The following is a 22,788-nucleotide window of genomic DNA, read 5'->3' as shown; positions in this document are numbered from 1 at the left end:
AAGTTAAACAATAACTTGCTATTAATTTTCTAGTGCAAGGCAATTGATTTTTTATAAGGCGAAGTTGGCGTTTAGACCAACGAGTTGCTGAAATAAAAAATCAATTAACGCAGCAATAGGAAATTAACCTTTTGGTCGCTTCGCACCGTATTTAGAACGGCCTTGCTTACGATCCTTAACACCTGCAAGGTCAAGGGTACCGCGAACACAGTGGTAACGTACACCTGGCAAGTCTTTTACACGACCGCCACGGATTAGTACAACGCTGTGCTCTTGTAGGTTGTGACCTTCACCACCGATGTATGAAGATACTTCATAACCGTTGGTTAGACGTACACGAGCTACTTTACGCAAAGCCGAGTTTGGCTTTTTAGGCGTAGTGGTATAAACACGAGTACAAACGCCACGACGTTGCGGACAAGCTTCCAATGCAGGAACGTTTGTCTTTTTTACCTGCTTCTTGCGAGGTTTTCTTACTAGCTGATTAATTGTAGCCATTTAATAAAATCTCTATATCTAGTTCACGCCAAACATGCGCGCCGATAACTCTAGGGCGCGCTATTCTAAAGAGGTCATGATTTAAAGTCAAGCTTGGCTAAACTTTGATCATTTTGCCAAGCTGACGGTCTAATCAGTCCTCACCCTCATTAATTGAGCTGAGCTCGTCAGATAATGCCTGCTCAACTTCGTCTGCTGACAGCCCTAAGTCCTCAACCATAGACTCTGCGCGTTTACGGCGACGTTCCGCATGATAGGTCAGACCTGTACCTGCTGGAATCAGACGTCCTACGATAACGTTTTCTTTCAAACCACGTAGATCATCTGTTTTGCCGTTAACTGCTGCTTCAGTAAGAACACGCGTGGTTTCCTGGAAAGAAGCCGCAGAAATAAAGGACTCAGTTGCCAATGAAGCTTTGGTAATACCCATAAGTACACGTTCAAAGTGCACCGGATCTTTACCGGCTTCAACTAGCTTGTCATTTTCCTCAAGCACTCTTACTACTTCCATCTGATCACCTTTCAGGAAGAGTGAGTCACCCGGATCAGTGACAATACACTTACGCAACATCTGGCGAATAATCACTTCGATGTGCTTATCGTTAATGCCTACGCCTTGCAGACGATAGACTTCTTGGACTTCGTTAACAATGTAACGAGCAAGCTCAGTAATTCCTTTCAGGCGTAAAATATCGTGTGGATTATCTGCACCGTCAGATACCACCTCACCCTTCTCAACTTTTTCACCTTCGAAAACGTTAAGCTGGCGCCATTTAGGAATTAGCTCTTCATAGGTATCGCCACCGTCTTGGGGAGTGATGACTAAGCGACGTTTACCTTTAGTTTCTTTACCAAAGCTCACTGTACCTGAAATTTCAGCAAGAATTGCTGGCTCTTTCGGTTTACGAGCTTCAAACAGGTCTGCCACACGAGGAAGACCACCGGTAATATCTTTTGTTTTTGAGCTTTCTTGCGGAATACGTGCAATAGCGTCACCGATATTAACTTCGGCACCGTCTTCCAAGCTCACGATAGCGTTAGTAGGCAAGAAGTATACCGCTGGCATTTCAGTTCCAGGGATGTATAGATCTTTACCTTTTTTATCAATCAACTTGATTGCTGGCTTAACATCTGAGCTCTTACTACCACTACGCTGCTTGTTCTCAGTAATTACGATTGAGCTCAAGCCAGTAAGTTCGTCAGTTTGACGCTCGATGTTTACACCTTCAATCATGTCTACGAACTGAATCTTACCATCCAGCTCAGCAATGATTGGGTGGGTGTGCGGATCCCAGTTAGCAACAATGTCGCCGCCTTTAGCCTGCTCACCTTCTTTTGCGCTTAATACTGCACCGTAAGGTACTTTATAACGCTCACGCTCACGGCCATACTCGTCAATGACATTCAACTCTGATGAACGAGAAACAATAACCAGTTTACCGTCCTGACGCTCAACAGTTTTTGCATTTTTAAGACGAATTTCACCGTCATTTTTAATCTGTACATTATTATCTGCAGATGCACGAGATGCAGCACCACCAATGTGGAAAGTACGCATCGTCAACTGTGTACCCGGCTCACCAATCGACTGAGCAGCAATAACACCAACTGCTTCACCCTGGTTGATGATATGACCACGGGCCAAGTCACGACCATAACAGGCAGCACAAACACCATTTCGGGTTTGACAGGTAATTACCGATCGAACTTTAACTTGATCGACTGAGTTCTGCTCAAGCGTCTCAACCCACTTTTCATCAAGTAAGGTACCGGCTTCTGCCAAAATGTCATCGGTGCCTGGAACATAAACATGCTCAGCAACCACACGACCAAGTACACGCTCACTCAATGGTTCTACAACATCACCACCTTCAATCAGTGGAGACATGTAAACACCTTCTTCAGTGCCACAGTCATGCTCTGTGATCACCATATCCTGAGCAACGTCAACTAGACGACGAGTCAGGTAACCTGAGTTTGCTGTTTTCAATGCCGTATCGGCCAAACCTTTACGAGCACCGTGGGTCGAAATAAAGTACTGAGATACATCCAGACCTTCGCGGAAGTTTGCCGTAATAGGCATCTCAATAATCGAGCCATCCGGCTTAGCCATCAGACCACGCATACCGGCCAACTGACGAATCTGAGCAGCACTACCACGAGCACCAGAATCGGCCATCATAAAGATTGAGTTGAATGAAGGCTGACGAACTGTATTACCTTCTTTATCAACCACTTCTTCGGTGCCAATAAAGTCCATCATCGCTTTAGCAACTTTCTCGTTGGTATGCGACCAGATATCTACAACTTTATTATAGCGCTCGCCCTGAGTCACAAGACCAGAGTTAAACTGTTCCTGAATTTCTGCGACTTCTTTTTCAGCTGCTTCAATGATTTCTGCCTTAGCCTCTGGAATCGACATATCCTCGATACCAACCGAAGCACCAGAACGTGTTGCATAACCAAAACCGGTATACATCAACTGGTCAGCAAAAATTACCGTAGCTTTTAGACCACATTCGCGATAACAGGTATTAACCAATTTAGAAATCGCTTTCTTTGTCATTGGCTTGTTCACAAGGTCAAAACTGATCCCATCTGGGACGATACCCCATAGTAACGAACGACCTACAGTAGTTTCTGCAAGCTCGATGCGGGCAGTTTTGTTACCTTCTTCATCAATATCAACCATTGGCAGACGGACTTTCACTTTTGCATGCAAGTCAACAATGCCGTTAGCATAGGCGCGCTGAACTTCGTCCGCATCAGAGAAGATCATACCTTCGCCTTTTGCATTAACGCGATCACGTGTCAAATAATAAAGGCCAAGTACTACGTCCTGGGTTGGAACAATAATTGGCTCACCGTTTGCAGGCGATAGAATGTTGTTGGTTGACATCATCAAGGCACGAGCTTCTAACTGTGCTTCAATGGTCAAAGGAACGTGTACCGCCATCTGGTCACCGTCAAAGTCAGCGTTGTACGCAACACAGACCAGAGGGTGTAACTGAATCGCTTTACCCTCGATAAGGACAGGTTCGAATGCCTGAATACCTAGACGGTGAAGTGTAGGAGCACGGTTCAGTAATACTGGATGCTCACGAATAACTTCTTCCAGAATATCCCATACTACTGGCTCTTCACGCTCAACCATTTTCTTAGCAGCTTTAATGGTTGTAGCTAGTCCACGCAATTCAAGCTTGCTGTAAATAAATGGTTTAAATAACTCTAGTGCCATCTTCTTAGGAAGACCACACTGGTGTAGCTTAAGTGTTGGACCAACCACGATAACCGAACGGCCAGAGTAATCAACACGCTTACCAAGCAGGTTCTGACGGAAACGACCCTGCTTACCTTTAATCATGTCTGCAAGCGATTTTAAAGGACGTTTGTTGGAGCCCGTAATCGCACGGCCACGACGACCGTTATCAAGTAACGCATCAACAGATTCCTGCAACATACGCTTTTCGTTACGGACAATAATGTCTGGTGCATTAAGATCCAATAAACGACGCAAACGATTGTTACGGTTGATGACTCGGCGATACAAGTCATTCAAATCAGAAGTTGCGAAACGACCACCATCAAGAGGAACAAGTGGACGTAAATCAGGTGGAAGCACTGGTAAAACAGTCATGATCATCCACTGAGGATCATTACCTGAATCAAGGAATGCTTCCAAAAGCTTTAAGCGCTTGCTTAGCTTCTTTAATTTTGTTTCTGAATTTGTGGATGGAATTTCTTCCTCACGAATCCGTTGCGCTTCTTCTTTGAGATCAATCAGATCGAGAAGTGCACTGATTGCTTCGGCACCCATTTTGGCTTCGAAGTCATCACCGAACTCTTCCAATGCATCCAGGTAGCCTTCTTCACTGAGAAGCTGACCAGCTTCCAAGGTCGTCATGCCAGGTTCAGTTACTACGAAAGCTTCAAAATATAGGATGCGCTCGATATCACGTAAGGTCATATCCAACAACATACCGATACGGCTTGGTAGTGATTTTAGGAACCAAATGTGTGCGACTGGGCAGGCCAAATCAATATGGCCCATACGCTCACGACGTACCTTAGTTAAGGTAACCTCTACACCACATTTTTCACAGATAATACCGCGGTGTTTTAATCGTTTGTATTTACCACACAAACACTCGTAGTCTTTCACTGGGCCAAAGATTTTGGCACAGAATAAACCGTCACGTTCCGGTTTAAAGGTACGATAGTTAATTGTCTCTGGCTTTTTTACTTCACCAAAAGACCAAGAGCGGATCTGGTCCGGGGATGCTAAGCCAATACGGATCGCATCAAACTCTTCGGACTGGTTCTGCTGCTTAATAAAATTTAATAAGTCTTTCACAATCGCTCTCCTAATGGAGTTAAAACCTTTACCCTAATGGCTCCACTTTTGTAGTGGAGCCGATGGAGTCGCCAGTGCTTAATCTTCGTGCTCAAGCTCAATGTTAATCGCCAATGAGCGGATTTCCTTCGTCAATACGTTGAATGACTCAGGCATACCCGGCTCCATGCGATGGTCACCATCCACAATGTTTTTATACATGCGGGTACGGCCATTCACATCATCCGACTTAACAGTGAGCATTTCTTGCAAGGTATAAGCAGCACCGTAAGCTTCCAGTGCCCACACCTCCATCTCACCGAAACGCTGACCACCAAACTGAGCTTTACCACCCAATGGTTGCTGGGTAACCAAGCTGTATGAACCTGTTGAACGAGCGTGCATCTTGTCGTCAATCAAGTGGTTCAGTTTTAGCATATACATGTAGCCAACGGTTACCGGGCGTTCAAAACGGTCACCAGTACGGCCATCATATAACCAGCTTTGGCCAGTTTTAGGTAATTCAGCCAATTCATACATGGCATGAATATCTTCTTCTGTCGCACCATCGAATACTGGTGTTGCCATTGGCACACCGGCACGCAAGTTTTCAGCCATCGCCATAACTTCGTCGTCTGTCATCTCTGACAAATCAACAGGTTTTTCATCGCGATGGTTATAAACCTTATTCAGGAAGGTACGAACAGTTTTTGGTGCCTTACCAGTATCCAGCAACTCACCAATTTTAATACCAACGCCTTTCGCGGCCCAACCCAGATGCGTTTCTAGAATCTGACCGATGTTCATACGCGAAGGTACGCCAAGAGGATTCAGAACGATATCAACTGGCTCGCCATTTTCGTCATATGGCATATCTTCAATAGGTACAATGGTTGAAATAACACCTTTGTTACCGTGACGACCGGCCATTTTGTCACCAGGCTGAATACGACGTTTAACTGCAAGGTAAACCTTAACAATTTTCTGTACACCTGGAGCCAAATCATCACCTTGTGTGATTTTCAGCTTCTGTACTTCAAACTTCTTGTCGTACTCTTTACGCTGTTCGGCCAGGTAATTAGCCAAGCTCTCCAACGCCTGTTGCTTTTCTTCAACACGTAATTGAATTTCCAAATACTGAGCTGGCTCAAGACTATCTAAGTAATCAGCAGTGATTTTGCTGCCTTTCTTAAATTTGTTTGGACCTTTTTCACCAACACAACCCATAACCAGGTTACGTGCACGTTGGTAAATACTTTCTGCCAAAATACGGAACTCATCATTCAAGTCCTTCTTAGCTCTGGCTACCTCAGCATTTTCAATTTCTTTAGCACGAGCATCTTTTTCAACACCGTCACGGGTAAAGACTTGAACGTCAATAACCGTACCGTGAGTCGAGGTGCCCACACGTAAGGATGTATCTTTCACATCGGAAGCTTTCTCACCAAAGATAGCACGCAACAGCTTCTCTTCTGGAGTAAGCTGAGTTTCGCCTTTAGGAGTAACCTTACCAACTAGAATGTCACCTGGTTTTACTTCTGCACCGATATAAACAATACCTGATTCATCAAGTTTGCTAAGTGCACTTTCACCAACATTCGGAATATCAGCAGTAATCTCTTCAGGACCAAGTTTAGTATCACGAGAAATACAGGTTAGTTCCTGAATATGGATACTGGTGAAACGATCTTCCTGTACCACTTTTTCGGAGATAAGGATCGAATCCTCAAAGTTGTAACCGTTCCAAGGCATGAACGCCACACGCATGTTTTGACCAAGCGCCAACTCACCGAGGTCAGTTGATGGGCCATCTGCCAACACGTCACCACGAGCAACAATGTCGCCCTGTTTAACGATTGGACGCTGGTTAATACAGGTGTTCTGATTGGAGCGCGTGTATTTGGTGAAGTTATAAATATCAACACCAGAGTCGTTGTCGCCAACTTCGTCTTCATTAACACGAATTACTACACGGCTGGCATCTACTTGATCAACAACACCGCCACGCTTTGCTGCAACTACAACACCCGAGTCAACAGCAACTGTTCTTTCCATACCAGTACCAACTAATGGTTTCTCAGCACGTAAAGTTGGAACGGCCTGACGTTGCATGTTTGAGCCCATCAATGCACGGTTAGCATCGTCGTGCTCCAGGAATGGAATCATACTCGCCGCAACCGATACGATCTGCTGAGGCGATACGTCCATATACTGAACCTGCTCCGGAGTAGCCAACATAAACTCACCTTGGAATCGCGATGGTACTAAGTCATCAGAGAATGCACCATTCTTATCCAAGTTGGCGTTAGCCTGTGCAATCACGAACTTGCCTTCGTCGATTGCAGACAAGTAATCAACTTCTGCCGTTGGTTTACCATCAGCAACACGACGGTATGGAGTTTCAAGGAAACCATACTGGTTTGTTCTGGCATAACATGCCAATGAGTTAATCAAACCAATGTTTGGACCTTCCGGTGTTTCAATCGGGCAGACACGACCATAGTGAGTTGGGTGGACGTCTCGAACCTCAAAGCCTGCACGTTCACGCGTCAAACCGCCAGGGCCTAATGCAGAAACACGACGCTTGTGTGTAATCTCAGACAATGGATTGTTCTGATCCATAAACTGAGATAGCTGGCTAGAACCAAAGAATTCTTTAACAGCAGCAGAAACTGGCTTAGCGTTAATCAGATCCTGTGGCATAAGGTTTTCGCTTTCGGCCTGAGATAGACGCTCTTTAACAGCGCGCTCTACACGAACCAAACCAACACGGAATTGGTTCTCAGCCATTTCACCAACACAACGAATACGGCGGTTACCTAAGTGGTCGATGTCATCGACTGTACCGTTGCCGTTACGGATATCAATCAATGTCTTAATAACATCAATGATATCATCGTTAGATAATGTTCCTTCACCTTCAATCTCATCACGACCCACACGACGATTGAACTTCATACGTCCAACACGTGATAAGTCATAACGCTCAAGATTAAAGAATAAGTTTTCAAACAATGCTTCTGCAGCGTCCTGTGTTGGCGGTTCGCCTGGACGCATCATGCGATAGATTTCAACCTTCGCCTCAAGCGGAGTTCGAGTTGAATCGATACGCAAGGTATCTGACATGTAAGGGCCATGATCAAGGTCGTTGGTGTAAAGCGTTGGAACTTCAGTTACACCAGCTTCGATCATTTTTTCAAGAATCTCTTCGGTGATCTCAGCATTAGCTTCAGCAATGATCTCGCCAGACTCTTTGTCGATAATGTCAGTTGCAAGTGCACGGCCATAGATATACTCAGTTGGTACATCCAGCTTTTTAACACCCGCTTTTTCCAGCTGAGCAATATGTCGAGGAGTGATACGACGACCTTCTTCAACAACTACCTTGCCTTTGGCTTTGATTTCAAAGGTAGCTGTTTCACCACGCAAACGCGATGGGATCAGTTCTAACTGAACTTCGCCTTTCTTTGTGATATAGAAGTTGTTGCGTTCAAAGAACATGTCAAGCATGTCTTGGGTGTTGTAACCCAACGAACGCAAAATGATCGAGGCAGGCAATTTACGGCGACGGTCGATTCGCACGTAAAGCATATCTTTTGGATCAAACTCAAAGTCTAACCATGAACCACGGTAAGGAATTACACGTGCTTGATATAATAGTTTTCCTGAGCTGTGTGTTTTACCTCGATCAGAGTCGAAGAACACACCAGGGCTACGGTGTAACTGAGAAACGATTACACGCTCAGTGCCGTTAATAACGAAAGTACCGTTTTCTGTCATCAACGGTAATTCGCCCATAAATACTTCCTGCTCGCGGATATCCTTTACTTTTTTGGTCTTAGAGTCTTTATCATAAATGACCAGACGGATCTTAACGCGAAGCGGCGCAGCATAAGTTATGCCACGAATTTGACATTCTTTAACATTAAAGACAGGTTCGCCTAATGAATATCCAACGTATTCTAATGCAGCGTTACCTGAATAACTTTCAATTGGGAAAATAGACCTGAACGCTGAGTCCAAACCTGAATCCTCATCGCCTCTTGGCTCAAGAAATTCACGGTATGAATCTTTTTGGATTGCCAAAAGATAAGGCACATCGAGAATATTGGAACGTCGACCAAAATCCTTGCGGATTCGCTTTTTCTCAGTGTATGAATATGCCATGCGGGTTCCTCGGCTAGCTAGCTTTTAACCAGTGATATATTGCGTAGAAATTTCTACTTAGTGCGGCTCTTAACCACTTGCCGCTAAAACGGCAAAAGGCCGGTGACTAAGTCACCAGCCATTTTGGACTGTTTGCTGTCGAATGTAGACACCAAGTAATAAAGGTTATTACTTGATTTCAACTTCTGCGCCAGCTTCTTCCAATTGCTTCTTGATGTCTTCAGCTTCTGCTTTCTCAACACCTTCTTTAACAGCAACAGGAGCGCCTTCAACCATGTCTTTAGCTTCTTTCAAGCCAAGACCAGTGATGCCGCGGATAGCTTTAATTACAGCTACTTTGTTACCGCCGAAGCTTTTCATTACTACGTCAAATTCAGTTTGTTCTGCAGCTGCAGCAGCGTCACCGCCAGCAGCTGGGCCAGCTACTGCAACAGCAGCGGCAGCAGAAACACCAAACTTTTCTTCCATTGCTTCAACAAGTTCAACAACTTCCATTACGCTCATTTCAGCAATAGCGTTCAAGATATCATCTTTAGATAGAGCCATTTCTAGTCTCCTGGGTATTTAAATTTAAAATTAACAAAATGTTAAAACTACGGTTAAACAGATCTCGAACTAAGAGTCTTAAGCCGCTTGTTTTTGATCGCGAACAGCAGCAACCACACGAGTAACTTTGGCTGGTACTTCTTTGAAAGTACGAGCAAGTTTGGTGATAGGTGCGTTCATAACCATCATCAATGTAGCAAGTGCTTCTTCTCTTGTTGGCAAGGCAGCCACAGCGTCAAGACGCTCAGGGCCATGTAACTCACCACCAATAGCAATACCAGTCACTTCAAGCTGTTTGTTCTCTTTTGCGAAGTCTTTAAAAAGACGTGCAGCTGCACCAGGTGCATCGATAGAGAACGCATAAACCAAAGGACCAGTTAATGCATCTTGCATACAAGCGAACTCAGTGTCTTCAACAGCGCGACGAGCTAGCGTGTTACGAATAACGCGCACATAAACATTGCTTTCACGTGCTTTCACGCGAAGCGCAGTCATTTGCTCAACTGTTAAACCGCGGTACTCAGCTACTACGGCTGAAAGGGCGTCTTTTGCTACTGTATTTACTTCAGCAACAATCGCCTTTTTGCCTTCAAGTCCAAGTGCCACTAGTTCACCTCCAGTTTTTCGAACCTTCGCTTACGCTCAGGTCGAGTTTTACGTTTGATAAGGCAAGCCTTATCCTTTGAGTTACGGTGAACGATTCCACTTAAAAAAGTTTCATCAAGGTCTCACCGTCTGCGTAGGCAATGATTAAACCAGTTTGTCGTAATCACGAGTGATAAGCGATTCACCAGTACCTACGGTCTTTGACGGTTCCCTGAATTGCTTTCACACCCCAGGAAACCCAAAGCCCTTATAATCAGTCTTTAAGCGATAAGCTTGACTGATCGATTGCTAAACCAGGACCCATAGTTGAAGAAAGAGAAATCTTCTTCATATAAGTACCTTTTGATGAAGCTGGCTTAGCTTTTTTCAATGCGATTAGAAGACTCGTTAAGTTTTCTAGTAAAGCATTGCTATCAAATGTTACTTTACCGATTGCAGCGTGAACGATACCGTTCTTATCTGCACGGTATTGAACCTGACCAGCCTTTGCATTTTTAACAGCAGTCGCTACATCAGGAGTTACCGTACCCACTTTAGGGTTTGGCATTAAGCCACGAGGACCTAAGATTTGACCTAATTGACCAACCACACGCATTGCGTCTGGGCTAGCAATTACTACGTCAAAGTCCAAGTTGCCTTTCTTAACTTCTTCAGCCAAATCGTCCATACCGGCAATATCTGCGCCTGCAGCTTTAGCTTCATCAACATTGTTGGTGAATACTGCAACACGAACATCTTTACCAGTACCGTTTGGAAGAACGGTAGCACCACGTACAACCTGATCAGATTTACGAGGATCGATACCTAGATTTACTGCAACTTCAACACTTTCGTCGAACTTCACAGCAGATACTTCTTTTAACAACTGAATCGCTTCTTCAGCTGAAAATATTGTGCGACCAGCAACTTTCTCATTGATGGCGCGAATACGTTTTGAAATTTTAGCCATTATCTTAACCCTCTACGTCAACGCCCATTGAGCGTGCTGTGCCAGCGATTGTCTTAACGGCCGCATCCATATCCGCAGCTGTTAAATCAGGCTCTTTAGTTTTTGCAATCTCTTCCAATTGAGCGCGGGTAATTTTGCCCACTTTCTTGGTATTAGGAGTTGCACTACCAGACTTAAGGCCTAATGCTTTCAGGATAAGAACCGCTGCTGGAGGGGTTTTGGTAATGAAGGTAAAGCTACGATCATTATAAACAGTGATAACTACTGGAATAGGAAGACCTTTTTCCACTTTCTCTGTTTGAGCGTTAAAAGCTTTACAGAATTCCATGATGTTTACACCATGCTGACCCAATGCAGGACCAACTGGTGGACTAGGATTAGCCATACCGGCTGCTACTTGTAGCTTAATATAAGCTTCGACTTTCTTGGCCATGTTTCACCTCTATGTGGGTTCAAGCGCTAGTGACTCTAGCTCCCCGGTTTAACAAAATGTCTTTTTTACAAAGACAATAAAGCGCTCCCCGTGTTGGTTCCCCAAACAGAGATGCGCTGAATTAGTTTAAAATGCCTAGCCTTTCTCGACTTGGCTGAACTCCAATTCTACAGGAGTTGAGCGTCCAAAGATAGAGACAGACACTTGTAATCGGCTTTTCTCGTAGTTTACAGACTCTACGACACCGTTGAAGTCCGCGAACGGACCATCAGTAACCCGAACCATTTCGCCGGGTTCAAACAATACCTTAGGCTTCGGCTTATCACCACTGTCTTCTATGCGATTCAGGATCGCATTGGCTTCTTTCTCACTGATTGGAGCCGGACGGTCTGATGTCCCGCCGATAAAGCCCATGACGCGTGGAGTATTACGTACAACCTGCCAGGACTCCTCATCCATTTCCATTTGAACAAGTACATAACCTGGGAAAAATTTACGCTCACTACGTCTTTTCTGGCCAGCTCTCATCTCCACCACTTCTTCAGTAGGAACAAGAATCTCACCAAACTTGTCTTCTAAACCAGATAACTGGATACGTTCTTCCAGCATGGTTTTGACTTTGTTCTCATAGCCTGAAAAGGCCTGTACAACGTACCAACGTAGTGCCATGCAAGAACTCCTAGCCGATGATCGGACTAATTAAAAAGCTATTTATTAGCCAATCGATTAGAGCTAAGAATAATCCAAGCAAGATCACCATGATGATAACCATAATGGTCGTTCTAACCGTCTCATTTGAGGTTGGCCAAATAACTTTACGCAACTCAGTGCGTGCTTCACGAGCAAATTTCCAGAATGCTTGCCCTTTTGCGGTAGCCATAGCAATGGCAATCGCCACAATTACGGACACTAACACAACAGCTGTGCGAATTAAAATTGACTCTTCAGACAGGTAGTTGAAGCCATAGATTCCGCCCGCGATCAATGCGAATGCTAGAAACCACTTCAATCCGTCTAATTTAGAACCTGTATTTGTCGCCTGTGCGCTCATGAAATAAACCTTTAATATCAGCCACTTAAACTTGCTAAACTAAGAATAGTGGCAGGCCAGGAGGGACTCGAACCCCCAACTTTCGGTTTTGGAGACCGACGCTCTACCAATTGAACTACTGGCCTAAAACTGGTTGTCAAAAATTAAGGCAGGGAATTATACCCTGCCTTAATTGAATTGCAATTGATTATTCAATAATTTTAGCAACAACACCTGCGCCCACTGTACGACCGCCTTCACGGATCGCAAAGCGCAAACCTTCGTCCATCGCAATCGGGGCGATCAACTCTACGTTCATTTTGATGTTATCGCCTGGCATTACCATCTCTACGCCTTCTGGTAACTCTACAGCACCAGTAACGTCAGTTGTACGGAAGTAGAACTGTGGACGATAGCCTTTGAAGAATGGAGTATGACGACCACCTTCATCTTTCGATAAAACGTATACTTCTGCTTCAAAACGGGTGTGTGGAGTAATTGAGCCTACATGTGCNAATACCTGACCACGCTCAACTTCATCACGCTTAGTACCACGTAGTAGTACACCCACGTTATCACCAGCTTCACCCTGGTCTAGAAGTTTACGGAACATCTCAACACCGGTAACCGTTGTTTTNGTCGTATCTTTGATACCAACGATTTCGATTTCTTCACCTACTTTCACCACACCGCTCTCAACACGGCCNGTTACTACCGTACCACGACCTGAGATTGAGAATACGTCTTCGATTGGTAACAAGAATGGCTTGTCAATCGCACGCTCTGGCTCTGGGATATAAGTATCTAGAGCTTCGCCTAATGCTACGATAGCTTCCTGACCTAATGGGCCTTCATCACCTTCCAACGCTTTCAACGCTGAACCACGGATGATTGGAGTGTCGTCGCCCGGGAATTCGTATTGGTCTAGCAATTCACGAACTTCCATCTCTACTAGCTCTAACAACTCTTCGTCGTCTAACCACGCTTTAAGCGCAGAACCACGGATGATTGGAGTGTCGTCGCCTGGGAATTCGTATTGGTCTAGCAATTCACGAACTTCCATCTCTACTAGCTCTAACAACTCTTCGTCGTCTACCATGTCGCATTTGTTCAAGAATACGATGATTTTTGGTACACCTACCTGACGTGACAACAAGATGTGCTCACGAGTCTGTGGCATTGGGCCATCTGCTGCTGAACATACCAAAATCGCGCCATCCATCTGAGCAGCACCCGTGATCATGTTTTTAACATAGTCAGCGTGTCCTGGGCAGTCTACGTGCGCGTAGTGACGGTTTGGAGTTTCATACTCAACGTGTGACGTAGAAATCGTGATACCACGCTCTTTTTCTTCTGGAGCGTTATCGATGTCTGCGAATGCGCGTGCTGAACCACCATAGACTTTCGCCAATACGGTACAGATTGCTGCAGTTAGAGTCGTTTTACCGTGGTCAACGTGGCCAATAGTGCCTACGTTTACGTGCGGTTTCGTACGTTCAAATTTTTCTTTAGCCATTATATAGCCTCCCGGAATATCCGCGTTTTAAGTTCCAATGTTAAAACGGGTGTCTACCGGGGCATACGATCTCGTAGCTGCACCCTGCACCCTATTGTTTACCCCGATATACCTACCCGGGCAAAGCTGGTGCCGATAAGCAGATTTGAACTGCTGACCTCTCCCTTACCAAGGGAGTGCTCTACCTACTGAGCTATATCGGCAAATTGTTTGAAACAGTATTGGAGCGGGTAGCGGGAATCGAACCCGCATCATCAGCTTGGAAGGCTGAGGTTCTACCATTGAACTATACCCGCGCTAAATCCACACTGTGGTAAAGCACACGAACAGTCGTTCGCTACCCGTCAGCTCTGACTCAGTTGTCACTGATAAGATTTGCTGACTGGGTGAAAAATGGTGGAGGGGGCTGGATTCGAACCAGCGAAGCTTTCGCGTCAGATTTACAGTCTGATCCCTTTGGCCGCTCGGGAACCCCTCCAGGACTTGAGCAACATGTCTGCTCAAAAGAGCGCGCATGATGCCAATTTGTTGCAGAAATTGCAAGCAGTAATCTTTACCTTACTACTTTAAACTAAAGGGTTGCGTTGCAACCCTTTGGAATAATGGTGCCGGCTGCCGGAATCGAACTGGCGACCTACTGATTACAAGTCAGTTGCTCTACCTACTGAGCTAAGCCGGCTTAATCATCATGCCTGGGGCATGTCATTAAGTGGCGGGAATTTTAGCGACCTCATTTTGGTTTGGCAATGCTTTTTTATGATTTTTTTTAATTTGACTACGAATTGGCTTTATCTGCCGTTTTTTTAGGCAAATTAGTCAGATACCAATAAAAAAGTCCCTGTAAAACCAGATCTTTTTGGTATTTTACGTATTTTTTAATTGGCTGATTGAGCAGGCCGCATAATTGCTCGGCATCGCCCCCTGTCATAATAATGGAATTTAAACTCATATGCTGGAGTAACTTATCGGTCACCGACTCCAGATACCCCACACTGGCGTGCAATGCTCCTAATGCAACAGCCTGTTGTGTATTAGTTGCTAACCAGTCATTGTCACTTTCGCTGTCTAGATTATGCTGGGCACTCCATGCTATTCGTCCAGTGTCCTTCAATAGACTGGACTGCATCAACCTCTGTCCAGGAATAATATGTCCTCCAAGATGCTTTCCATTAGCACCAACCACATCCAGTGTGATCGCTGTTCCTGCATCAATGACTGCAAATGGCGGCATCGTCAACTCAGTTGCCGCAGCCATCGCTAACCAACGGTCTACACCTAACGCTTCAGCAACCTTGTAACTATTGATCAGTTTTGTTCCCTGCTGACTTTGATACTCGGCGGAAGCCTGCGGCAACTGAGGAGAAACACCTAATGCTTCTTTTATATGGTTGTTTAGTAAGTGTCGGATGTCTTCTCCTGCAACACAACTAATTAAAACTGTATCAATCGAGTCTTGATGCTCTCGCTCCACGGTCTGTTTGAGTTCACCTAGCTGCGCGATCCATTGCATCTGATTAAAACTTTGATTGTCCCAATAACCTGATAGCAACCAGCTAGTCCCATGAGCATTATCAGTGAGTGCCCACTTACTCCTCGTATTTCCAACATCAATTAGCAATATCATTCTGCTTAGTCCCTTGCTTAATGCCTGAAGCGCAAACTGACTTCACCAGCGTATATCGGCATTATACCCTTCCCTGTTTGCAGCAGCAGCGCTCCGGTTGCATCAACTCCGGCACCAATGCCTTTTAACTCCTGATTCTGCTGCAGAATAGTCACCTTTTGACCATAACATTCATCCACTTCCTGCCAGGCATCACGAAATGCTTCAAATCCTTGTAGCTCAAATAACTCCAATGCACGGCTTAACTCAATAGTCGCTTCTGTTAACAGCTGCTGTCGACTGATCTCAGGCCCAATTTCATTTAGGTTCATCCACTGCTGTTCTATCTGCTTAGCTGCGGTTGCACCCATCTGCATATTCAAACCGACACCAATTATAACTTGTAGGGCACCCGCCACATCGCCTGATAGCTCGATCAAAATACCACCCAACTTTTTACCCTGGTAACGAATGTCATTTGGCCATTTGAGCTGCACGCCTTTGATTCCCAGATTACCAAGCGCGTTGATGATGGCAAGACCCACAACCAGGCTGAGCCCACCCAGTTGCTGGACAGGCATTTGAGTCTGCCAACCAGTCGACCAGTACAAATTACTCGCCAATGGTGAAACCCATTGACGGCCTCGACGTCCACGACCAGCAGACTGGTATTCTGCCGCGAGCAGTTTCTTATGTCGGAACCCCTCTCCCTTTAACTGCTCATTGGTCGAGTCAGTCAATAACAAAACCTCGCATTGCCAGTCTGACAATCCTCGCTGGGCCATACTTTTGCTCAAGTTCTCTGCATCTATAAGCTGGAGTGGCTTGATCAGTCGATACCCTTTACGGGTTACTGATTCAAACTCCAGTCCTAACTCTTCCAATTGCTGCATCAGCTTCCAGATATAGGCACGACTAACAGACAGCTCTTCAGCAAGTTTCTGCCCAGAGTGGAAGTCAGCATCTTTTAATAAGGATATGAGTTGTCTCAACTGCTGATCGCGATGCTCTGTCATTCAAAATATCTTCTGTTTACCAATAATCCAGACTTCCGGCTCCAGCTCAACACCGAACAGTTCAAGTACTTTGTCTCGAACGTGTTTGGCAATGTTAAGTATGTCCTGACCAGTTGCCCGTCCATAATTAACTAACACCAGAGCCTGTTTTTCATGAACACCGGCATCGCCCTGTCGATAGCCCTTTAAACCAGCCTGCTCAATCAGCCAACCAGCGGCTAACTTATAATGCTCATTATCGATTTGGTAAGCCACTAGCTCTGCGAAAGCATCCTTGAGCGTTTCGTATTGTTCAACGGTTACCACCGGATTTTTAAAAAAGGAACCAGCATTGCCTAGCTTAACAGGGTCTGGCAGCTTGCTTTGCCGAATTGCAATGACTGCCTGACTGATGGTTTTAGCCGTGATTTCAGTCTTGTCTGCAAGTAGCTGTTTCAAAGGTGCATAGTCTATATGTGGTTGCAAAGCCTTACTCAATCGCAAAGTCACCTGCGTAATAACATAACGGCCTTTCAAAGAATTCTTAAAAATACTATCGCGGTAACCAAACTGGCAATCCGCAGCCGAGAATTCCCTCACATCACCGCTGGTTAGTTCAACCGCTCGTAAGCTAACAAAACAATCTTTAAACTCAACACCATAGGCTCCAATGTTCTGAATGGGCGCTGCACCTACATTACCGGGTATCAATGACAGGTTCTCTAGTCCGCTATAGCCTTTGGTTAAAGTATCCAATACCAGCTCATGCCAATTCATCCCGGCACCGGCAGTTACCAGCACTTCATCACTGCCCTCTTTTTCCTGATAAGCGATCCCCTGTATGTTCGGCTGAATAAAGGTTAGATCAATATGATCGAGTAAGAGTAAGTTACTACCGCCACCAAGAATAAATAAGGAATCAGTATCTGGCTGGCTTTGTACTAACCAATCTCGAATCGCCTGCTCATCATTGAAGCTAAGCAGCTCGTTACAGGTAGCCTCAATACCGAAGGTATTGAAAGGTTTTAATGAAGCAGGAACTGATTGAGCCAAGACTATTGCCTGTTAAATTAGAGATATAAGTTGCCTGCATTGTATCAAAAGCCACTTGAAATACTATCGTCATACATTCGCTGAATTAACAGTTAGTTACAGTTTTGATAAAAAGCCTTAGTCAACTCGATTGCACTGCACTCTGAATTAAGGTATTTCTGTAACCACGAATTAAATGGGGGAACACTATGAAGATATCTAAGACAGCTCTCGCCCTTGCTACGCTGATAGCAGGACTGCCATTAACCTCAAGCTTTGCCGCCGATGACGTTGCAAAGGTGCAATGGCTCCATTGTGGTAATTTGATAGATACTCAAGAAGGTGAGGTCCTTGGTCAGCACTATATAAAAGTTAGTGACAATAAGATTACTGAAGTAACCACTGACAAACCTGCAAGTACATCCTTGATAGACCTAAGCGATAAAACCTGTCTGCCAGGACTAATGGACATGCACGTTCATCTGGATGGTGAAATGAGTCCAACAGCTTATGTTGAGGGATTTACCTTAAACCCCGCAGATCTTGCTTACCGCGCCCATGAATATGGCATGCGTACTTTACTCGCGGGTTTTACGACTGTTCGTAATCCTGGCGATAGCTACAATGTGACCATCTCACTTCGCAATGCCATTAATCAGGGCTGGGTAGATGGGCCTCGTATTTATTCCGCAGGTAAGTCGCTTGCTTCGACAGGTGGTCATGCAGACCCAACCAACGGTGTCAATGCAGACCTAATGGGTAACCCAGGTCCGAAACAAGGAGTGGTAAACAGTGTAGATGATGCCAAGAAAGCAGTTCGTCAGCGTTATAAGGAAGGTGCTGACTTTATAAAAGTTACTGCAACTGGCGGTGTCCTGAGCCTTGCTAAAAGTGGGCAGAATCCGCAGTTTACCATTGCAGAGCTTAAGGCAATTATTGATACCGCAAACGACTATGGTATGCACGTAGCCGCGCACGCCCACGGAAAAGAAGGCATGCTACGCGCGATTGAAGCCGGAATCACCAGTATTGAGCATGGTACCTATATGGATAAAGAAGTCATGCGAGCCATGAAAAAACACGGCACCTACTATGTACCAACGGTTATCGCTGGTAAGTTTGTTGCAGAAAAAGCCGAAATTGATGGCTTTTTCCCGGAAATCGTTCGCCCCAAAGCGCGTGCAGTAGGCCCGCAAATTCAGAATACGTTTGCAGAAGCCTACGATTACGGTGTCAAAATTGCTTTTGGTACTGACAGCGGTGTTTCAGCTCATGGCGATAATGCGAAAGAATTTGTATATATGGTTGAGGCTGGCATGCCCGCAATGGCGGCCATTCAGAGCGCAACTGTGACCTCAGCTGAACTGCTTGGAAATGATCAGATTGGAGTGATTGCAGAAGGTAAGTTAGCCGACATTATTGCAGTGGATGGAAATCCCGTTGAAGACATTACACTTTTACAAAATATTGAGTTTGTCATGAAAGACGGAAAGATCTATAAGAAGTAAATCTCGATGTTCAAAAAAGCCGGTCGATTACCCATGGTAAGCAGACCGGCTTTTTTATAATCACAGTGAAATTGTATAACGACTTTCCTCGTTGACAGTACCAACTTCTTGCACCAGGCTTTTATTGCTGTCAAATACTGTAGCGGTATTGGCAATTGAGTAATCAAAATAAAGCTTACGATAAACTCGCTCCTCATCGATACTCGGCGTTAAGAACCTGATTTTTATCTCTTTCTGATTTCGTGAAATAATTTCATAAAATGGAGTGCTTAAAGCAACTTTGTGTAGATTGCCGGTCAGAACATATTGTAAGTCAAAAGAACCATTAGAGTACGTTTTGCTAGTTTTCTGAATTATCCAACCCGCCTTTCGCATCTCTTCTTCATAGCTTGCGGCTTTAGAACTCACTTCTTCCTTAGTAGTAAACTCCCAGTCTGGCATAACAATGATTGCCATTGTCGTGTCGCCATTCTTCTGGATACGTAACATTTCATCCTGTGACCAGCAACCAGCGAGTAACGCGATACTTAATATCATCCCCAAAAATTTCATTCTGATGTCCTAGCCTTAGTTTTTTCCAAAGAATGTCAGATTGTCTGGTAGAAAGCAATTGCATTTAATATTGGCCTCTTTAGCGATAGAACTAACACCCAGCTTGAATAATGTGTATAATCGCCCCCGTTAAGCAAGTGGTCAGTTCAGTACATCCTTTCTACGATTATTCCGCGATTGTTGTATCTTTTGAAATTGGGTTTTCATGTGGCCTACGCTTATTCGAGCAAATTCGCTCTTCATGTTTTTTTATAGGTAACACTGATGACACAAAATCAAACGATCACCAGTTTTGACGAACTGGGGCTTTCTCCTGCCGTATTGAAATCCATAAAACAGGTAGGTTATGAACAACCATCCCCTATTCAAAGTGCCAGTATCCCAGTTCTTATGTCCGGTAAAGATATTATTGGCCAGGCTCAAACCGGAACTGGTAAAACTGCTGCTTTTGCTTTACCCATGCTTTCAAAGCTAGATGCAAAAGATAGCAATACACAATTATTAGTTCTGGCCCCTACACGAGAACTCGCCATTCAGGTTGCGGAAGCTTGTCAAAGCTACGCTAAAAATATGCCTGGAATGAATGTGTTACCAATATATGGCGGCCAACGTTACGACACCCAGCTAAGACAATTGAAACGCGGTGCACAAATTGTTGTGGGCACCCCTGGTCGTGTGATGGATCATATCCGTCGCGGCACTCTCAATCTAGACAACTTGAAAGCACTAGTACTTGATGAAGCTGACGAAATGCTACGAATGGGTTTTATTGAAGACGTAGAGTGGGTTCTTGGGCATACGCCTGATACCCGGCAGATCGCCCTTTTCTCAGCAACCATGCCTAAAGAAATCAAAAAGGTTGCCGAAAAATATCTCAATGAACCAGAGCATATCAAGATTCAATCTAAAACCAGTACTGCAACAACTATTGACCAGCGCTATTGGTTAGTCAGCGGACTGCATAAACTGGATGCACTTACCCGCGTACTGGAAACCGAAGAATTCGACGGCATGATCATCTTTGTTCGTACCAAAATTGCGACTATTGAACTTGCCGACAAACTGACCGCCAGGGGCTTTAGAGCTGAAGCACTAAACGGAGATATAGCCCAGAATGCTCGTGAACGAATTGTTGAAAAATTAAAAAAAGGCCAGTCAGATATTCTAATTGCTACAGATGTGGCGGCTCGTGGCCTTGATGTCGAGCGTATCAGCCACGTTGTAAACTATGATATTCCTTACGACACCGAATCTTATGTACACCGTATTGGTCGTACTGGTCGTGCCGGACGTAGTGGCCATGCCATTTTATTCGTTGCTCACCGCGAACGTCGTATGCTCAAAGCCATTGAACGTGCAACCAATCAGCCAATTACTGAAATGCAAATGCCAAGCATTGAAAACATCAATGAACAGCGCATGAGCAGGTTCGAACGAAAAGTGTTAAGTACAATAGAAACTGATGACCTCAATTTCTTTAAACAATTTGTGCAGAAACTAGAAGCTAAGACCGACTGTGAACCAGAAACAATTGCTGCAGCATTAGCAAAGTTAGCTGGCGGCGATGAGCTCATATTGAAAGAAATGCCAAAAGTTAAAAAAGAACGCTCTGACAGACCGGAAAGAGGCGAGCGTCGCGACCGCAAAAGTCGTGATGAAGGCTCTAAGCGTGGCAGTGACAGAAGTTTTTCTCCATATGCACAACCTTTAAAGGCACATCCCGACATTGAGATGGAACGTTTTAAAATCGATGCCGGTCATAGCCATAATGTTAAAGTTAGCAACATCGTTGGTGCAATTGCTAATGAAGCCGAACTAGACAGCGAATATATTGGTCGTATTGATATCTTCGATGAGTTTACTACAGTTGATTTACCATCTGGTATGCCAAAAGAAGTTCTACAAATTTTAAGCAAAGCTCATGTTGCTGGAAGACCGATGAACCTAACTGTTATTGGTGATCAGAAAAGCAATAAGTCTAGTGGAAAAGGCGACAAAAAGTTTAAAGGTAAAGACAAAGGAAAGCCTAAAGGTAAAGTTGGAAAATCCAAAAAGTAAATACTAATAAAGGCCTCAATCGAGGCCTTTTTTTTTACTATTTAAATCTCATAGAAAGCACTTTCCATGGCTTAACTTCAAACCTACCAAATAACTAGCTACTGACAATCACATCGCTATTTATAAATACAAATTAATATTGACCATACATACAAATTATAACTTCCCAAGACCCAATATCACACAAAACAATATCTTTCGTCACCTTTTTGGGTAATTTATATAGTACCGAACCTATACAAACCCTGTTAACAAGTTTGCTGGTCACGCACGATCAACAAGGATGGTGGTGGAAGTGCCAGAAACTAATGGAGCAATATCTGGTCTACCTACCTTTTCTGTTTAACTTAATCTCAGGCAATAAAAAAACCGCGACCTTGCGGACGGGGTTTTGGTACAAGCGCTCGCGTGCCCTCAGGGTATGGCGATGATACCTAAAGGTATTCCCTCCAGCCTTGTAAAGCAAGGCTGTAGGTCGCCTACAAGGAGAAAGCTTAATAATGAGAGGTTATATTCAATGCTGTGGTTCTCATCAGCTACCCTGTCCTAAACAAATAAAATCGGTCCGCAAAACCATTGATGCAAAGAAAAAGGGCCCACCTTGCGGTGAGCCCTTTTCTTTGTATAAGCGCTTGGCGATGACCTACTCTCACATGGGGAAGCCCCACACTACCATCGGCGATGAGTCGTTTCACTTCTGAGTTCGGGATGGGATCAGGTGGTTCCAACTCTCTATTGTCGCCAAGCATAAAAAAATTGAGTATCTATGCTTGTNCAAGTCTTTCAATTCGGCAGAAGAAGTTAAAATCTGTTTGCAGTATTCACCAGTGTTATATCGTTTCAGTTATTTGCTATACAAACCACTTGGGTGTTATATAGTCAAGCCTCTCGAGCAATTAGTATCAGTTAGCTTAACGTCTCACAACGCTTCCACACCTGACCTATCAACGTCGTAGTCTACA

At 44.6% G+C, this 22,788-nt stretch carries 15 protein-coding genes, 5 tRNA genes, 2 rRNA genes and 2 pseudogenes; 2 read left to right on the top strand and 22 right to left on the bottom strand.

Translation table 11 applies throughout. The features are described from left to right. Window positions 1-123: 123 nt before the first annotated feature. The 19 genes and pseudogenes from rpsL to murB all read right to left on the bottom strand — a co-directional run bounded on the left by rpsL (window position 124) and on the right by murB (window position 17,729). Window positions 124-498, bottom strand: a complete 375-nt coding sequence (gene rpsL / locus B158_RS0109365; RefSeq protein ID WP_018625110.1) for a 30S ribosomal protein S12 — start codon at window positions 496-498, stop codon at window positions 124-126. A 133-nt stretch (window positions 499-631) separates the two neighbouring features. Beyond that, window positions 632-4,852, bottom strand: coding sequence for a DNA-directed RNA polymerase subunit beta' (gene rpoC, locus B158_RS0109360; protein WP_018625109.1), 4,221 nt, complete (start codon window positions 4,850-4,852; stop codon window positions 632-634). A gap of 78 nt (window positions 4,853-4,930) precedes the next feature. After that, complete coding sequence (rpoB, locus tag B158_RS0109355; RefSeq protein WP_018625108.1) at window positions 4,931-8,998, bottom strand: DNA-directed RNA polymerase subunit beta; 4,068 nt, start codon at window positions 8,996-8,998, stop codon at window positions 4,931-4,933. A 168-nt stretch (window positions 8,999-9,166) separates the two neighbouring features. Beyond that, entirely contained in the window at window positions 9,167-9,544 is a 378-nt protein-coding gene (rplL, locus tag B158_RS0109350; RefSeq protein ID WP_018625107.1) for a 50S ribosomal protein L7/L12, read from the bottom strand. A 78-nt stretch (window positions 9,545-9,622) separates the two neighbouring features. Beyond that, window positions 9,623-10,150, bottom strand: coding sequence for a 50S ribosomal protein L10 (rplJ, locus tag B158_RS0109345; RefSeq protein WP_018625106.1), 528 nt, complete (start codon window positions 10,148-10,150; stop codon window positions 9,623-9,625). A gap of 253 nt (window positions 10,151-10,403) precedes the next feature. Next, window positions 10,404-11,099: a 50S ribosomal protein L1 gene (rplA, locus tag B158_RS0109340; protein WP_018625105.1), complete on the bottom strand. Its 696-nt coding sequence runs from the start codon at window positions 11,097-11,099 to the stop codon at window positions 10,404-10,406. Between the two features lie 4 nt (window positions 11,100-11,103). Next, window positions 11,104-11,532 (bottom strand): 50S ribosomal protein L11, encoded by a 429-nt coding sequence (rplK, locus tag B158_RS0109335; RefSeq protein ID WP_018625104.1) that lies wholly within the window; start codon window positions 11,530-11,532, stop codon window positions 11,104-11,106. A gap of 135 nt (window positions 11,533-11,667) precedes the next feature. Beyond that, window positions 11,668-12,201 (bottom strand): transcription termination/antitermination protein NusG, encoded by a 534-nt coding sequence (gene nusG, locus B158_RS0109330; RefSeq protein ID WP_018625103.1) that lies wholly within the window; start codon window positions 12,199-12,201, stop codon window positions 11,668-11,670. Window positions 12,202-12,211: 10 nt separating this feature from the next. Beyond that, entirely contained in the window at window positions 12,212-12,583 is a 372-nt protein-coding gene (gene secE, locus B158_RS0109325) for a preprotein translocase subunit SecE (RefSeq protein WP_018625102.1), read from the bottom strand. A 49-nt stretch (window positions 12,584-12,632) separates the two neighbouring features. Beyond that, window positions 12,633-12,708 (bottom strand) — tRNA-Trp (locus B158_RS0109320). A gap of 62 nt (window positions 12,709-12,770) precedes the next feature. Continuing rightward, window positions 12,771-13,541, bottom strand: a pseudogene (locus tag B158_RS13725) (elongation factor Tu); the annotation flags it as partial. A gap of 12 nt (window positions 13,542-13,553) precedes the next feature. Further along, window positions 13,554-14,078 (bottom strand): annotated as a pseudogene (locus B158_RS13720) (GTP-binding protein); the annotation flags it as partial. 127 nt (window positions 14,079-14,205) lie between these two features. Next, window positions 14,206-14,281 (bottom strand) — tRNA-Thr (locus tag B158_RS0109310). Between the two features lie 19 nt (window positions 14,282-14,300). Continuing rightward, window positions 14,301-14,374: transfer RNA gene (locus B158_RS0109305), tRNA-Gly, on the bottom strand. 98 nt (window positions 14,375-14,472) lie between these two features. Then, a tRNA-Tyr gene (locus B158_RS0109300) sits at window positions 14,473-14,556 on the bottom strand. A gap of 125 nt (window positions 14,557-14,681) precedes the next feature. Further along, window positions 14,682-14,757: transfer RNA gene (locus tag B158_RS0109295), tRNA-Thr, on the bottom strand. A 96-nt stretch (window positions 14,758-14,853) separates the two neighbouring features. Then, window positions 14,854-15,702, bottom strand: coding sequence for a type III pantothenate kinase (locus B158_RS0109290; RefSeq protein WP_018625100.1), 849 nt, complete (start codon window positions 15,700-15,702; stop codon window positions 14,854-14,856). A 17-nt stretch (window positions 15,703-15,719) separates the two neighbouring features. Next, complete coding sequence (gene birA, locus B158_RS0109285) at window positions 15,720-16,697, bottom strand: bifunctional biotin--[acetyl-CoA-carboxylase] ligase/biotin operon repressor BirA (protein ID WP_018625099.1); 978 nt, start codon at window positions 16,695-16,697, stop codon at window positions 15,720-15,722. Then, window positions 16,698-17,729, bottom strand: coding sequence for a UDP-N-acetylmuramate dehydrogenase (gene murB, locus B158_RS0109280; protein ID WP_018625098.1), 1,032 nt, complete (start codon window positions 17,727-17,729; stop codon window positions 16,698-16,700). Between the two features lie 188 nt (window positions 17,730-17,917). Here murB and B158_RS0109275 point away from each other — a divergent pair, with 188 nt between their 5' ends. Further along, on the top strand, window positions 17,918-19,216 hold the full coding sequence (locus B158_RS0109275; protein WP_018625097.1) for a metal-dependent hydrolase family protein: 1,299 nt from the start codon (window positions 17,918-17,920) through the stop codon (window positions 19,214-19,216). 60 nt (window positions 19,217-19,276) lie between these two features. Here the strand turns inward: B158_RS0109275 and B158_RS0109270 are convergent, their stop codons facing one another. Further along, complete coding sequence (locus tag B158_RS0109270; protein ID WP_018625096.1) at window positions 19,277-19,768, bottom strand: hypothetical protein; 492 nt, start codon at window positions 19,766-19,768, stop codon at window positions 19,277-19,279. A 264-nt stretch (window positions 19,769-20,032) separates the two neighbouring features. On the opposite strand from B158_RS0109270, the gene B158_RS0109265 reads away from it, so the two are divergent. Continuing rightward, window positions 20,033-21,826 (top strand): DEAD/DEAH box helicase, encoded by a 1,794-nt coding sequence (locus tag B158_RS0109265; RefSeq protein WP_018625095.1) that lies wholly within the window; start codon window positions 20,033-20,035, stop codon window positions 21,824-21,826. Window positions 21,827-22,456: 630 nt separating this feature from the next. On the opposite strand, the gene rrf is transcribed toward B158_RS0109265, so the two are convergent. Continuing rightward, window positions 22,457-22,572 (bottom strand): 5S ribosomal RNA (gene rrf / locus B158_RS0109260). Between the two features lie 129 nt (window positions 22,573-22,701). Then, window positions 22,702-22,788, bottom strand: a 23S ribosomal RNA gene (locus B158_RS0109255); the annotation flags it as partial.

This window comes from Kangiella aquimarina DSM 16071, assembly GCF_000374105.1.
In the GTDB taxonomy this organism is placed as follows: Bacteria; Pseudomonadota; Gammaproteobacteria; order Enterobacterales; family Kangiellaceae; genus Kangiella; species Kangiella aquimarina.
This window is presented reverse-complemented; position numbering and strand designations above follow the sequence as displayed.

Bases quoted from the DNA above. Each gene is read 5' to 3' on its own strand.
- rplK (WP_018625104.1), bottom strand. From the start codon at position 11,532: ATGGCCAAGAAAGTCGAAGCTTATATTAAGCTACAAGTAGCAGCCGGT.
- B158_RS0109265 (WP_018625095.1), top strand. From the start codon at position 20,033: ATGACACAAAATCAAACGATCACCAGTTTTGACGAACTGGGGCTTTCT.
- B158_RS0109270 (WP_018625096.1), bottom strand. From the start codon at position 19,768: ATGAAATTTTTGGGGATGATATTAAGTATCGCGTTACTCGCTGGTTGC.
- birA (WP_018625099.1), bottom strand. From the start codon at position 16,697: ATGACAGAGCATCGCGATCAGCAGTTGAGACAACTCATATCCTTATTA.
- B158_RS0109290 (WP_018625100.1), bottom strand. From the start codon at position 15,702: ATGATATTGCTAATTGATGTTGGAAATACGAGGAGTAAGTGGGCACTC.
- B158_RS0109275 (WP_018625097.1), top strand. From the start codon at position 17,918: ATGAAGATATCTAAGACAGCTCTCGCCCTTGCTACGCTGATAGCAGGA.
- nusG (WP_018625103.1), bottom strand. From the start codon at position 12,201: ATGGCACTACGTTGGTACGTTGTACAGGCCTTTTCAGGCTATGAGAAC.
- rplL (WP_018625107.1), bottom strand. From the start codon at position 9,544: ATGGCTCTATCTAAAGATGATATCTTGAACGCTATTGCTGAAATGAGC.
- rpsL (WP_018625110.1), bottom strand. From the start codon at position 498: ATGGCTACAATTAATCAGCTAGTAAGAAAACCTCGCAAGAAGCAGGTA.
- secE (WP_018625102.1), bottom strand. From the start codon at position 12,583: ATGAGCGCACAGGCGACAAATACAGGTTCTAAATTAGACGGATTGAAG.
- rplA (WP_018625105.1), bottom strand. From the start codon at position 11,099: ATGGCTAAAATTTCAAAACGTATTCGCGCCATCAATGAGAAAGTTGCT.
- rpoB (WP_018625108.1), bottom strand. From the start codon at position 8,998: ATGGCATATTCATACACTGAGAAAAAGCGAATCCGCAAGGATTTTGGT.